At 71.0% G+C, this 13,227-nt stretch carries 12 protein-coding genes; 6 read left to right on the forward strand and 6 right to left on the reverse strand.

From position 1 onward, the window contains the following. Window positions 1-9: 9 nt before the first annotated feature. The 5 genes from G6N25_RS01640 to mqo all read right to left on the reverse strand — a co-directional run bounded on the left by G6N25_RS01640 (window position 10) and on the right by mqo (window position 5,848). Window positions 10-1,386, reverse strand: coding sequence for a cobyrinate a,c-diamide synthase (locus tag G6N25_RS01640; protein WP_083072764.1), 1,377 nt, complete (start codon window positions 1,384-1,386; stop codon window positions 10-12). An 85-nt stretch (window positions 1,387-1,471) separates the two neighbouring features. Beyond that, window positions 1,472-2,086 (reverse strand): cob(I)yrinic acid a,c-diamide adenosyltransferase, encoded by a 615-nt coding sequence (cobO, locus tag G6N25_RS01645; protein ID WP_083072765.1) that lies wholly within the window; start codon window positions 2,084-2,086, stop codon window positions 1,472-1,474. Between the two features lie 11 nt (window positions 2,087-2,097). Then, entirely contained in the window at window positions 2,098-3,915 is a 1,818-nt protein-coding gene (locus tag G6N25_RS01650) for a magnesium chelatase subunit D family protein (RefSeq protein WP_083072766.1), read from the reverse strand. Then, complete coding sequence (locus G6N25_RS01655) at window positions 3,912-4,391, reverse strand: GNAT family N-acetyltransferase (RefSeq protein ID WP_083072767.1); 480 nt, start codon at window positions 4,389-4,391, stop codon at window positions 3,912-3,914. The genes G6N25_RS01650 and G6N25_RS01655 overlap by 4 nt, the downstream gene beginning before the upstream one ends. Continuing rightward, on the reverse strand, window positions 4,388-5,848 hold the full coding sequence (mqo, locus tag G6N25_RS01660) for a malate dehydrogenase (quinone) (protein WP_142272497.1): 1,461 nt from the start codon (window positions 5,846-5,848) through the stop codon (window positions 4,388-4,390). Before mqo ends, G6N25_RS01655 begins: the two co-directional genes overlap by 4 nt. Before the next feature lie 80 nt (window positions 5,849-5,928). On the opposite strand from mqo, the gene G6N25_RS01665 reads away from it, so the two are divergent. Continuing rightward, complete coding sequence (locus tag G6N25_RS01665) at window positions 5,929-6,933, forward strand: alpha/beta hydrolase (RefSeq protein ID WP_083072768.1); 1,005 nt, start codon at window positions 5,929-5,931, stop codon at window positions 6,931-6,933. A 4-nt stretch (window positions 6,934-6,937) separates the two neighbouring features. After that, window positions 6,938-8,317: a mycothione reductase gene (mtr, locus tag G6N25_RS01670; RefSeq protein WP_083072769.1), complete on the forward strand. Its 1,380-nt coding sequence runs from the start codon at window positions 6,938-6,940 to the stop codon at window positions 8,315-8,317. Here the strand turns inward: mtr and G6N25_RS01675 are convergent. After that, window positions 8,300-8,782 carry a Fur family transcriptional regulator gene (locus tag G6N25_RS01675; RefSeq protein WP_083072770.1) on the reverse strand — a complete coding sequence of 161 codons (483 nt, stop codon included), beginning with the start codon at window positions 8,780-8,782 and terminating at the stop codon, window positions 8,300-8,302. The genes mtr and G6N25_RS01675 overlap by 18 nt on opposite strands. Before the next feature lie 137 nt (window positions 8,783-8,919). On the opposite strand from G6N25_RS01675, the gene G6N25_RS01680 reads away from it, so the two are divergent. From G6N25_RS01680 to G6N25_RS01695, 4 genes are all read left to right on the forward strand, one after another. Further along, window positions 8,920-9,255, forward strand: a complete 336-nt coding sequence (locus G6N25_RS01680; RefSeq protein ID WP_083072771.1) for a hydrogenase maturation nickel metallochaperone HypA — start codon at window positions 8,920-8,922, stop codon at window positions 9,253-9,255. Window positions 9,256-9,283: 28 nt separating this feature from the next. Continuing rightward, complete coding sequence (hypB, locus tag G6N25_RS01685) at window positions 9,284-10,033, forward strand: hydrogenase nickel incorporation protein HypB (protein ID WP_083072772.1); 750 nt, start codon at window positions 9,284-9,286, stop codon at window positions 10,031-10,033. Between the two features lie 297 nt (window positions 10,034-10,330). After that, window positions 10,331-11,386 carry an NADH-quinone oxidoreductase subunit B family protein gene (locus G6N25_RS01690; RefSeq protein ID WP_083072773.1) on the forward strand — a complete coding sequence of 352 codons (1,056 nt, stop codon included), beginning with the start codon at window positions 10,331-10,333 and terminating at the stop codon, window positions 11,384-11,386. Window positions 11,387-11,424: 38 nt separating this feature from the next. Beyond that, entirely contained in the window at window positions 11,425-13,227 is a 1,803-nt protein-coding gene (locus G6N25_RS01695; RefSeq protein ID WP_083072774.1) for a nickel-dependent hydrogenase large subunit, read from the forward strand.

Below are 13,227 nucleotides of genomic sequence, written 5' to 3' on the forward strand. Positions count from 1 at the left end.
CGGGCAAGCCTAATGTCTGCCGATCCTCGCCCCGCGGGCGTGGGCGACGAAGCGCGCCACCGCATCGGGCGTCGCGGCCGGGTGGGTGTGCAGGTACGACGCGTGCACGCCCGCGCGCACGGCGCCGTCCCGCACGGTGCCGTCGTCGCCGCGGTACACCCACGCCGGCGGGTAGTTCTCGGTGAAAGTTATTGCAGTCCGATGGAATTCGTGCCCGGCCACGCGCCGGCCGGCGGGATGCAGCGCCGAGTCGGCGACGGCGACCGCGTCGCGATAGGCCAGCGTGAGGTGCGGCGTGAACCGCGCCGACCCGGCCAGCGCGCCGCACATCGGGTGCCCGTCTAGGTCGTCGACCAGGTAGACCAGCCCGGCGCATTCGGCGTGCACCGGCGCGCCGGCGGCGGCCAGGCCGTTGATCTGGCGGCGGACGACGTCGTTGGCCGAGAGCTCCGCGGCGAACTGTTCGGGGAAGCCGCCGGGCAGCAGCACCGCGTCGGTGCCGTCGGGCAACGGGTCGGCGAGCGGGTCGAATTCGGCCACGTCGGCGCCGGCGGCGCGCAGCAGCTCCGCGTGTTCGGCGTAGCCGAAGCTGAACGCCTTTCCGGCCGCCATCGCGACGGTGGTGCGCGCGCCCGGCGCCTCCCCCACGGCGGCCGCGGGGTCCCACGGCGTCGCGGCGAGCCGGCTCGCGGCGGCTGCCATCACGGCGGACAGGTCGACGTGGCGGGCGACCAGGGCGGTCATCGCGGTGACCGCGGCGTGCGCGCGGCGACCGTGCTCGACGGCCGTGACGAGCCCGAGATGCCTTGTCGGCAGCTCCAATTCGGCGGTGCGCGGGATGGCGCCCAGCACCGGGACACCGGCCCGTTCGCAGGCCTGGCGCAGCACCTGCTCGTGCCTGGGCGACCCGACCCGGTTGAGGATCACGCCGGAGATCCGGGTCGCGGCGTCGAACGTCGAAAAGCCGTGCAGCAGCGCGGCGATGCTGTGGCTCTGGCCGCGCGCGTCGACCACCAGGATGACCGGGGCGCCCAGCAGGCCGGCGACGTGCGCGGTCGAACCCGCCGCGGGGCCGGCCGGGGTGGGCCCGATGCGCCCGTCGAACAGGCCCATCACGCCCTCGATCACGGCGATGTCCGCGCCGCGGGCGCCGTGGGCGTACAGCGGGCCGACGAGCCGTTCCCCCACCAGCACCGGGTCGAGGTTGCGCCCTGGCCGCCCGGCGGCCAGGGCGTGGTAGCCGGGGTCGATGAAGTCGGGGCCGACCTTGAACGGCGCCACCGTGTGGCCGGCGCCGCGCAGGGCCCCGATCAAACCCGTTGCGACCGTGGTCTTCCCGCTCCCCGACGCGGGCGCACCCACAACCACCGCGGGAACCTGGGTCACTGCCCCACCCTGTACCGCGAGCGTGCGCAGAATGACAGGCTGGGCGGCGTGTCGCCGTACAGACACGCACGCTCGCGGGAGGAAGTCACCACTCGATGCCCTTCTGGCCCTTGCGGCCCGCGTCCATCGGGTGCTTGACCTTGGTCATCTCGGTGACCAGGTCGGCGGCCTCGACCAGCCGCGGCGGGGCATCGCGTCCGGTGATGACGACGTGCTGGAGGCCGGGCCGCGCCAACAGCACGTCGACCACGTCGTCGACGTCCACCCAGCCCCACTTCATCGGGTAGGTGAATTCGTCGAGCACGTAGAAGTCGTGGCGTTGGGCGGCCAGGCGGCGCGCGATCTCGGCCCAACCGTCGGCCGCGGCCGCGGCGTGGTCGACCTCGCTGCCCGCCTTGCGCGTCCAGGACCAGCCCGCGCCCATCTTGTGCCACTCGACCGGCCCGCCGATGCCCCGCTCGTCGTGCGACTCGCCGAGTTGGGCGAAGGCCGCCTCCTCGCCCACCTTCCACTTGGCGCTCTTGACGAACTGGAAGACCGCCACGTTGAGGCCGGCGTTCCACGCGCGCAACGCCATTCCGAACGCCGCCGTCGACTTCCCCTTGCCCGCGCCGGTGTGCACCGCGAGCACCGGCGTGTGGCGCCGGGCGCGGGTGGTCAGGCCGTCGTCGGGAACTTGCAGCGGATTGCCCTGTGGCATATGAGGATACCTCAGGCGACGCCGCGCACGGCCCGCGTCAGGTGGTCGGCGTGCAGCTGCTCCAGCCGGATGGCCGGCGCGCCGAGCTGCTCGGCGAGCCGGCGGGCCAACCCGAGCCGCACGTAGGACGTCTCGCAGTCCACCACCACGGCGGCGGCGCCCTCGGCGCGCAGCCTGGACGCCGCGATTCGGCTGCGGCCCAACGGGTCCGGTCCGGCGGTGGCGCGGCCGTCGGTGAGCACCACCACCAGGGGGCGCCGCGCCCGGTCGCGCGCCCTTTCGCGGACGATCAGCTCGCGGGCGGCCAGCAGGCCCTCGGCCAGCGGGGTCTTGCCACCGGTGTCGAATCGGGCCAGTCGCCGGCCGGCGATGTGCGCCGACGACGTCGGCGGGAGCAGCAGCCGCGCCGCCTGTTGGCGGAACGTGATGACCGCGACCTTGTCGCGGCGCTGGTAGGCGTCGCGCAGCAGCGACAGGGTGGCCCCGCCGACCGCGGCCATGCGGTCCCGGGCGGCCATCGAACCCGACGCGTCGACCACGAAGATCACCAGGTTGCCTTCGCGCCCTTCGCGGATGGCCCGGCGCACGTCCTCCGCCATCGGCCGCAACGGCCCCGCCCCGGCCCGCTCGGCGGCCGACAGCAGCGTGGCGAACAGGTGCAGCCCGTGCGCGCCGGGGCCGGTGTCGCCCGGGTCGGCGGCGGCCACCGCCCGGCCGGAGGCGTTGCGGGCACGCGACCGCCGTCCCGGTGCGCCCTCGCCGACCCCCGGGACGCTCAGCGCCCGGGCGCGAAACGTTTGCGACGGCGGCGCGCTGGGCTTGGACGACGACCGTGAGTTGGGTTGCGGCGCAGGCGCATCGGCGGCCTGGCCGCCGCCGCCCGGCGGCTCGGGTGGCGGGTCTTCGGCCCCGGCCCGCGCCAGGGCCTCGTCCAGCTGCTCGCGATCGATGCCGGGGTCGTCGAACGGGTCGCGGCGGCGCCGGTGCGGCAACGCCAGTTCGGCCGCCACCCGGATGTCCTGCTCCTCGACGGTGTGCGCGCCGCGCCAGGCGGCGTGCGCGGTGGCCGCGCGGGCCACCACCAGATCGGCCCGCATGCCGTCGACGTCGAACGCCGCGCACAGCGCCGCGATGCGGCGTAACTCGTTGTCCGGCAACACCACCTGGTCGACGAGGGCGCGCGCCGCGGCGATCCGGCGGGCCAGCTCGGCGTCGGCGTCGACGTAGCGCTGCGCGAACGCGTCCGGGTCGGCCTCGTAGGCCAGTCGCTGCCGGATCACCCGCACCCGCACGTCGACGTCGCGCGACGCGTGCACGTCGACGGTGAGGCCGAAGCGGTCCAGCAGTTGCGGGCGCAGCTCGCCCTCCTCCGGATTCATCGTGCCGATCAGCACGAACCGGGCCTCGTGCGAATGGGAGATGCCGTCGCGTTCGACGTGGACCCGGCCCATCGCCGCGGCGTCGAGCAGCACGTCAACCAGGTGGTCGTGCAGCAGGTTGACCTCGTCGACGTAGAGCACGCCGCCGTGCGCGCGGGCCAGCAGCCCCGGCGAAAAGGCGTGCTCGCCGTCGCGCAGCACCCGCTGCAGGTCCAACGAGCCGATCACGCGGTCTTCGGTTGCGCCCAAAGGCATTTCGACCAGTCCGGCGTCGGAGTTGCCGGTCGCGGCAGCCAGCAGCGCCGCCAGCCCCCGCACGGCGGTCGACTTGGCGGTGCCCTTCTCGCCGCGGACGAGCGCGCCGCCGATCTCGGGGCGCACCGCGCACAACAGCAGGGCGAGCCGCAGCTGGTCGTGCCCGACGATGGCGCTGAACGGATAGGGCTTCACGGCTGCTCCGCCTGAGGTGGAGGTGGGCGTGGGGGCCGCAGCATCGGCACGTGCGGGACACCGTCGTCGAGGAAATCGTCTCCGTCGCGGACGAATCCGTGCTGGGCGTACATGTCGGCCAGGTAGGTCTGCGCGTCGATCCGGCAGGGGTAGTCGCCGACCTCGGCCAGCGCGGCGCGCAGCAGCCGCGTGGTGTGGCCCTGGCCGCGCGCGCTGCGCTGGGTGCACAGCCGCCCGATCCGGAACGCCTTCTCGCCGCCGGCGTGCTCCTCCATCAGCCGCAGCGTGCAGATCACGTCGCCGTCGGCCGTTTCCAGCCAGAAGTGCCGGGTTTCGGCGAGCAGGTCGCGCCCGTCCAGCTCGGGGTACGGGCAGGCCTGTTCGACGACGAACACTTCGACCCGCAGCTTGAGCAGCTCGTAAAGCGTTGGGGCGTCGAGGTCTTTGGCCCAGGCGCGGCGCAGCGCTTCACTCATGCGGCCAGCCCCAATGCTTTCGTGCCCCACGACCACACCTCGTCGAACAGCGCGGGCTCGCGCGACAGCTCACATCCCAGCGACGGCACCATCTCCTTGAGCGTGGGCAGCCAGGAGCCATACCTGTCGGGGAAGCACCGCCGCAGCACGTCGAGCATGGCCGGCACGGCGGTCGACGCGCCCGGGGAGCCGCCCAGCAGGCCGGCGATGCTGCCGTCGGCGGCGCCCAGCACGGTGGTGTCGAAGTCGAGCACCCCGCCCCGGCGGATCACCTGCACCCGCTGCCCGGCCACCGTTGGCTCCCAGTCGGAATCGGTTGCGCCGGGAGCGAATTCGCGCAGGGCGCGCACCCGGTCGGGTTCGGAGAGCCGCAGCTGGCCGATCAGATACCTGACCAGCGCCGCCTGGGTGGCCCCGACGCCGAGCATCGACATCAGGTTGTCCGGCCTGATCGAGCGGGGCAGGTCGCTGATGCGGCCGTGCTTCAAGAACTTCGGCGACCAGCCGGCGAACGGGCCGAACACGAGCCACGACGCGCCGTTGACGAGCCGAAGGTCCAGATGCAGCGCCCCGAGCGGCGGGGCGCCCGGCGCCGGCACGCCGTACACCTTCGCCCGGTGCCCGGCGACCAGCGCCGGGTTGCGCGAGCGCAGGAACCGGCCGCCGATCGGGAAGCCGGCGAAGCCCCTGACCTCCTTGATGCCGGACCTCTGCAGCAGCGGCAGCGCGTCACCGCCGGCGCCGACGAACACGAATCCGGCGTTCAGCCGGCGCTTTTCACCGGTGCGGCGGTTGGCGATCAGCAGCGTCCAGCCGTCGGGCCGGCGGGTCAGGCCGCGGACCTCGTGGCCGAACAGCGCGGTGGCGCCGCCCCGCACGCAGAAGCCGATGAGCTGTCGTGTCAGCGAGCCGAAGTCGACGTCGGTGCCGTCGGCGGCCCAGTTGAGCGCGGTCGGCTCGGAGAAGTCGCGCTCGGCGGCCATCAGCGGCAGCCGGCGGGCGAACTCGTCCGGGTCGTCGATCAATTCGGTGCGCGCGAACAGCGGGTTGCCGGCCAGCGCGCGCCGGCGCCGCCACAGATAGTCCACACGGGCCGCCCCGCGCACGAAGCTGACGTGCGGGACCGGGTTGAGGAAGCCGCGGTCGGTCAGGACGCCGTTCTCGACGGCGTAGGCCCAGAATTGGCGAGTCACCTGGAACTGCTCGTTGACGCGGACCGCCTTGGTGATGTCGATCGAGCCGTCGGGGTTCTGCGGGGTGTAGTTCAGCTCGCACAGCGCCGAGTGCCCGGTGCCGGCGTTGTTCCAGGGGCCGCTGCTCTCGGCGGCGACGGCGTCCAGCCGCTCGATCACGGTGATCGACCACCCCGGCTCGAGCCGCCGCAGCAACGCGCCGAGCGTCGCGCTCATGATGCCGGCGCCGATCAGCGCGACGTCGGTCCTGGCTAGCCCTGGCACCGTCCCAGGTTATCCCGACGCGACGCGGCGCCGACGGCCTACGGCCCGCCCGTCACCAGCAAAGGCTCTAAGCTTGCCCCGTGACTGGCTGGGTGCCCGACGTGCTGCCCGGCTATTGGCAGCGCACCCTGCCGCTCGGATCCGATCCCGCCGGCGAGGGCGACATCGTCGCAACCCTGGTCCGGCGCGGCGAGCCCACCGGGGCCGACCACGCGGTGCTGGCCGTGCACGGCTACACCGACTACTTCTTCAACACCGCGCTGGCCGATCACTTCGCCGAGCGCGGCTTCGCCTTCTACGCGCTGGACCTGCAGAAGTGCGGCCGATCCCGCCGCGACGGCCACACCCCGCACTTCATCACAGACCTCGCCCACTACGACGCCGAGCTCGAGCGCGCGCTGTCGGCCGTCCGCGAGCGGGCCCGCCCGGTGAAGGTCCTGGTGTACGGCCATTCCTCCGGCGGGCTCATCGTGTCGCTGTGGCTGGACCGGCTGCGCCGGCGCGATCCGGCGGCGCACGCCGGCGTCGGCGGCCTGGTGCTCAACAGCCCGTTCCTGGACCTGCACGGCCCGGCGCTGCTGCGGCTCCCGGTGACCTCGGCGCTGATCGCCGGCCTGTCGCGGGTGCGGTCCAAGGGCGTGGTCCGCGGACCCACCGAGGGCGGCTACGGCACCACGCTGCACCGCGACTACCACGGCGAGTTCGACTACAACCTGCAGTGGAAACCGGTGGGCGGCTTCCCGATCACCCTGGGCTGGCTGCACGCCATCCGCCGCGGCCAGCGCCGGCTGCATCGCGGGCTCGACGTCGGCGTGCCCAACCTGATCCTGCGTTCGGACCACACCGTGCCGGAAAGCGGCGACGCGGCGGCCATGCAGCGCGGCGACGCGGTCCTCGACGTCGCCCAGGTCGCCAGGTGGGCCGGCTGCATCGGGAACCGCAGCACCATCGTCCCGGTGGCCGACGCCAAGCACGACGTGTTCCTGTCGCTGCCCGGGCCGCGCGAGGCGGCGTATCGCCAACTGGACCGCTGGCTGGACGACTACCTCAGCGCCGACGCGCCGGCGCCGTCCGAGAAGGGCTGACAGCGTGGAAACCTACGACATCGCGATCATCGGAACCGGTTCGGGCAACAGCATTCTCGACGATCGCTACGCCGACAAGCGGGCGGCGATCTGCGAGCAGGGCACCTTCGGCGGCACCTGCCTGAACGTCGGCTGCATCCCGACCAAGATGTTCGTCTACGCCGCCGAGGTCGCCGCGACCATCCGCGGCGCGGCGCGGTACGGCGTCGACGCGCACATCGACCGGGTGCGCTGGGACGACATCGTCTCCCGCGTCTTCGGGCGCATCGATCCCATCGCGCTCAGCGGCGAGGACTACCGGCGCTCGGCCCCGAACATCGACGTGTATCGCCGGCACACCCGCTTCGGGCCGGTCCAGCCCGACGGGCGCTACCTGTTGCGCACCGACGCGGGCGAGGAGTTCGCCGCCGATCAGGTGGTGATCGCGGCGGGCTCGCGGCCGGTGATCCCGCCGGCCATCCTGGCGTCGGGCGTCGCGTATCACACCAGCGACACCGTCATGCGGATCCCCGAGCTGCCCGAGCACGTCGTGATCGTCGGAAGTGGCTTCGTGGCAGCGGAATTCGCGCACGTCTTCTCCGCCCTCGGCGCGCGGGTCACCATCGTGATCCGCGGCGGCTGCATGCTGCGGCATTGCGACGACACCATCTGCGAACGGTTCACCCGCATCGCGTCCAGCAAGTGGGAACTGCGCACCCACCGCAACGTCGCCCGCGCCGCCAACCGCGGCTCCGGCGTCGCGCTGGAGCTCGACGACGGCAGCACGGTGCACGCCGACCTGCTGCTGGTGGCGACCGGCCGGCTGTCCAACGCCGACCTGCTGGACGCCGAGCAGGCCGGGATCGACGTCGAGAACGGCCGGGTCGTCGTCGACGAATACCAACGGACCTCGGCGCGCGGCGTTTTCGCGCTCGGCGACGTGTCGTCGCCGTATCAGCTCAAGCACGTCGCCAACCACGAGGCCCGCGTCGTGCAGCACAACCTGCTGTGCGACTGGGACGACACCGCGTCGATGGCCGTGACCGACCACCGCTTCGTGCCGTCGGCGGTCTTCACCGACCCCCAGCTGGCCACCGTCGGGCTGACCGAAAACCAGGCCGTCGCACGCGGATTCGACATCTCGGTGGCCATACAGGACTACGGCGACGTCGCCTACGGCTGGGCGATGGAGGACACCACCGGGATCGTCAAGCTCATCGCCGAGCGCAACAGCGGCTGCCTGCTGGGCGCCCACATCCTGGGTCACCAGGCGTCGTCGATCATCCAGCCGCTGGTCCAGGCGATGAGCTTCGGGCTGACCGCCGCCGAGATGGCGCGCGGGCAGTACTGGATTCACCCGGCGCTGCCCGAGGTGGTCGAAAACGCGCTACTGGGCCTGCGCTGACTCGGCGTCCTGGCACCGCGGGCACAGGCCGTGCAGCGTCAGGCCGGCCGCCTCCGACAGCGCGAAGGAACTGCCCGCCATCGCCTGCTCGAGCGCCGAGCTCAGCTGCCGGGCAGGCACCTCGATGATCGCGCCGCATTGCGTGCACACCGCATGGTGGTGGGGCGCGGCGGCCAGCCCGTAGGTGGTGACGCCGCCGTCGAGGGTCAGCGCGTGCAGCAGGCCCTGGTCCACCAGCGTGGTCACCGTGCGGTAGATGGTCGCCACGTCGGGCGGCTGGGCGCCGGGCGGCAGGCACGCGCGCACCCGCCGGTGGATCTCCGCCACCGGCAGGTGCCCGTTGACCGGCTCGAGCACCGCCAGCACCTGGATCCGCGACGCCATCCGCCGCAGCCCGCGGGCGCGGAGGAAGCCCCCGATCCGCTCCGTGACGGCGGGGTCCAAGGCCGACGGCTTAGGCGTCACCCGTCCAGTGTCGCGCCGGAGACCCCGGATCGCCAGTCCGGTGAAGCCCCGGGGGACCGCTGGGGTTCGCCGAAAGCGCCGATTCGGGTGTAGAACAGTGCTCATGAGCCCGCGCGAGCGGACGCCGGTGATCCCTAATGCATGAGCTGTCCCTGTGCGAAGCGATCGCCGGCGTGGCCAAGACGCACGCCGACGGCCGGCGCGTCGACGTGGTGCGCGTCCGGATCGGCGCCCTGCGCCAGGTGGTGCCGGAGTCGCTGGCGTTCTGCTGGACACTCGTCCGGGACTCCGAGGAGATGCCGGGCGCCGAGCTGGAGCTCGAGTGCGTCGGCGCCGAGGTGAAATGCCGTTCGTGCGGCCGCCGGTCGGAGATCACGTCGGCGTGGTCGATCTGGTGTCCGCAATGCGACAGCCCCGACGTCGAGGTGCTGCGCGGCAACGAATTTTTGGTGACGTCCTTGGACGTCTCGTGAAAGACGCGCTCGTCGAACGGATTTGACCATGGGCAGATTTCATCGGCACGACGACGGCACCGTGCACACCCACGAGCACGAGCACGGGGACCACAGTCGCTACCGGACGGGCGGGCAGCGCATCGACGTGCTGGAGGCGATCTTCGCCGAAAACGACGTTCTCGCCGACGCCAACCGGGCCGCGTTCGAGAGCAACGGGATCCGCGCGCTGAACCTGATGAGCTCACCGGGATCGGGGAAGACGACGATCCTGCAGGCCACGCTCGACGAGCTCGCCGGCGAGTTCGCGCTCGGGGTGATCGAGGGCGACATCGCCACGGACCTGGACGCGGCCAAGCTCAGCGGTCGCGGCGCCCAGGTGTCGCTGCTCAACACCAGCAACGGGTTTGGCGGCGAATGCCACCTCGACGCGCCCATGGTCAACCGCGCGCTGCCCGGCCTCGACCTGCCCGGCCTGGACCTGGTGATCATCGAAAACGTCGGCAACCTGGTCTGCCCGGCCGAGTTCGACGTCGGCGAGCACGCCAAGGCCATGGTGTACTCCGTGACCGAGGGCGAGGACAAGCCGCTGAAGTACCCGGTGATGTTTCGATCGGTCGACGTGGTGCTCCTCAACAAGATCGATTTGGTCCCCCACCTCGACGTCGACGTCGACACGTACATCACGCACGTCCGTCAGGTCAACGCGGCCGCGACGATCCTGCCGGTCAGCGCGCGCACCGGCGCCGGCATGGGCGCGTGGTTCGGCTGGCTGCGACGGTTCGCCCACAACGCCTAGCGGTCTGGTCGGGCGCTCCTGCAATCGATTTGCATCAAACCCCGGGACGGCCCGGCGCTCCGGGCCGGCCCACCGGTTCGTCGCGGTCGCCGGTGAGCCCCCCGAGATCCGTTGGCGCGCAGCGCAAGCGGGCCACATAAGCAAGACTGTACGACGGCCGTTTAGCCGCGGTGAAAGGAGCGAACCGTTGACAACTCTGGGCGGCAGGCGTAGACCCAAAAACAGCGCTGTGCAAGTGGGCCGACGGTCGACTCCGGCAGCGTAGGAGCCTCCAGCCCGGCTCCGGAAAGCTGCAGCATGCCAACAGAAGCGGCAGTCAAAGCAGAGGAAACATTGATCCATGTTCTATGGATTAATGCGGGGCTCAGTTGTGATGGCGATTCGGTGGCGTTGACTGCCGCCACCCAGCCCAGCGTCGAGGAGATCGCCCTCGGCGCGCTTCCCGGCCTCCCGAAGGTCGCCGTGCACTGGCCCCTGATCGACTTCGAGTGCGGACCCGCCGGCGGGGCGGACGACTTCCTCGCGTGGTTCTTCAAGGCCGATCGCGGCGAATTGGAGCCCTTCGTGCTCGTCGTCGAGGGATCCATCCCCAACGAAAAGATCAAGGACGAGGGCTACTGGTGCGGGTTCGGCAACGACCCGGCCACCGGCCAGCCGATGACCACCAGCGAGTGGCTCGACCGGCTGGCGCCCAAGGCCACCGCGGTCGTCGCGGTGGGGACCTGCGCCACCTACGGCGGCATCCACGCGATGGCCGGCAACCCGACGGGGGCGATGGGCGTGCCCGACTACCTCGGCTGGGAGTGGAAGAGCAAGGCCGGCATCCCGATCGTGTGCGTTCCGGGCTGCCCGATCCAGCCGGACAACCTGTCCGAGACGCTGACCTACCTGCTCTACATGGCGACCGGCCAGGCGCCGATGATCCCGCTCGACGACGCGCTGCGCCCCACGTGGTTGTTCGGCAACACCGTGCACGAGGGGTGTGACCGGGCCGGCTACTACGAGCAGGGCGACTTCGCCACCGAGTACGGGTCGCCGAAATGCATTGTCAAGCTTGGCTGTTGGGGCCCGGTGGTGAAATGCAACGTGCCCAAGCGTGGGTGGATCAACGGCGTCGGCGGGTGCCCGAACGTCGGCGGCATCTGCATCGGGTGCACCATGCCGGGCTTCCCGGACAAGTTCATGCCGTTCATGGACGAGCCGCCCGGCGGCAAACTGTCCAGCACCGCGTCGGGTCTGTACGGGACCGTGATCCGCAGCCTGCGGGGCATCACCGAGCACACCCTGGACAAGGAGCCGCGCTGGCGCCACAACGGCGACAAACTGACCACCGGAGCCCGCAGAACCTGGTAGGTCAGCACGCTCCCTTCAGCTCAGACGGAGAGACTTCGATGACAACTATCGTGCCCGAGCCCACCACCGCCAAGCGGGAACCCGGCCAGCTCGTCGAGATGGCCTGGGACCCGATCACCAGGATCGTGGGCAGCCTCGGCATCTACACCAAGATCGACTTCGAGAACCGGGAGGTCGTCGAGTGCCACAGCACCTCGTCGATCTTCCGCGGCTACTCGATCTTCATGAAAGGCAAGGACCCGCGCGACGCCCACTTCATCACCAGCCGCATCTGCGGCATCTGCGGCGACAACCACGCCACCTGTTCGTGCTACGCGCAGAACATGGCCTACGGGGTCAAGCCGCCGCACCTCGGCGAGTGGATCGTCAACCTCGGCGAGGCCGCGGAATACATGTTCGACCACAACATCTTCCAGGAGAACCTGGTCGGGGTGGACTTCTGCGAGAAGATGGTCTCCGAGACCAACCCGAGCGTGCTGTCGCTGGCCGAGAAGACCCCGGCGCCGCACGCCGACGCGCACGGGTACAAGACGATCGCCGACATCATGCGCTCGCTCAACCCGTTCAGCGGCGAGTTCTACCGGGAGGCGCTGCAGGTCAGCCGCTGGACGCGAGAGATGTTCTGCCTCATGGAGGGCCGCCACGTGCATCCCTCCACGCTGTATCCCGGCGGGGTCGGCACGGTCGCGACCATCCAGCTGATGACCGACTACATGACCCGGCTGATGCGCTACGTCGAGTTCATGAAGAAGGTCGTGCCGATGCACGACGACCTGTTCGACTTCTTCTACGAGGCGCTGCCCGGCTACGACAAGGTCGGGCTGCGCCGCACGCTGCTCGGCTGTTGGGGCTCCTTCCAGGACCCGGAGGTGTGCAACTTCGAGTACAAGGACATGGAGCGCTGGGGCAACGCGATGTTCGTCACGCCCGGCGTGGTGGTGGACGGCAAGCTGGTCACCCACTCGCTGGTGGACATCAACCTGGGCATCCGGATCCTGTTGGGCAGTTCGTATTACGACGACTGGACCGACCAGGAGATGTTCGTCAAGACCGATCCGCTGGGCAACGCGGTGGACCGGCGCCACCCGTGGAACCAGCACACCAACCCGCACCCGCAGAAACGCGACATGGAAGCGGGCGGCAAGTACAGCTGGGTGATGTCGCCGCGCTGGTTCGACGGCACCGACCACCTGGCGCTGGACACCGGCGGCGGGCCGCTGGCCCGGCTGTGGGCGACGGCGCTGGCCGGCCTGGTCGACATCGACTACGTCAAGGCCACCGGTACCAGCGTGAAGATCAACTTCCCCAAGACCGCGCTGAAGGCCCCGGTCGAATTCGAGTGGAAGGTGCCGCAGTACGGCAGCAACACGATCGAACGCGACCGCGCCCGCACCTACTTCCAGGCCTACGCCGCGGCGTGCGCGCTGCACTTCGCCGAGAAGGCTTTAGCGGAGATCCGCGCCGGGCGCACCAAGACCTGGGAGAAGTTCGACGTGCCCGACGAGGCCATCGGCTGCGGCTTCACCGAGGCGGTCCGCGGGGTGCTGAGCCACCACCTGGTGATCCGGGACGGCAAGATCGCCAACTACCACCCCTACCCGCCCACCCCGTGGAACGCCAACCCGCGCGACAGCTACGGCACGCCGGGGCCTTACGAGGACGCGGTGCAGGGCCAGCCGATCTTCGAGGAGAACGGCCGGGAGAACTTCAAGGGCATCGACGTCATGCGCACCGTGCGCAGCTTCGACCCCTGCCTGCCCTGCGGCGTGCACATGTACCTGGGGAAGGGCAAGACCCTGGAGAGACTGCACACGCCGACGCAGTCACCCGCCGGGGAATGA

The organism is Mycobacterium heidelbergense (assembly GCF_010730745.1).
Taxonomy (GTDB): domain Bacteria; phylum Actinomycetota; class Actinomycetes; order Mycobacteriales; family Mycobacteriaceae; genus Mycobacterium; species Mycobacterium heidelbergense.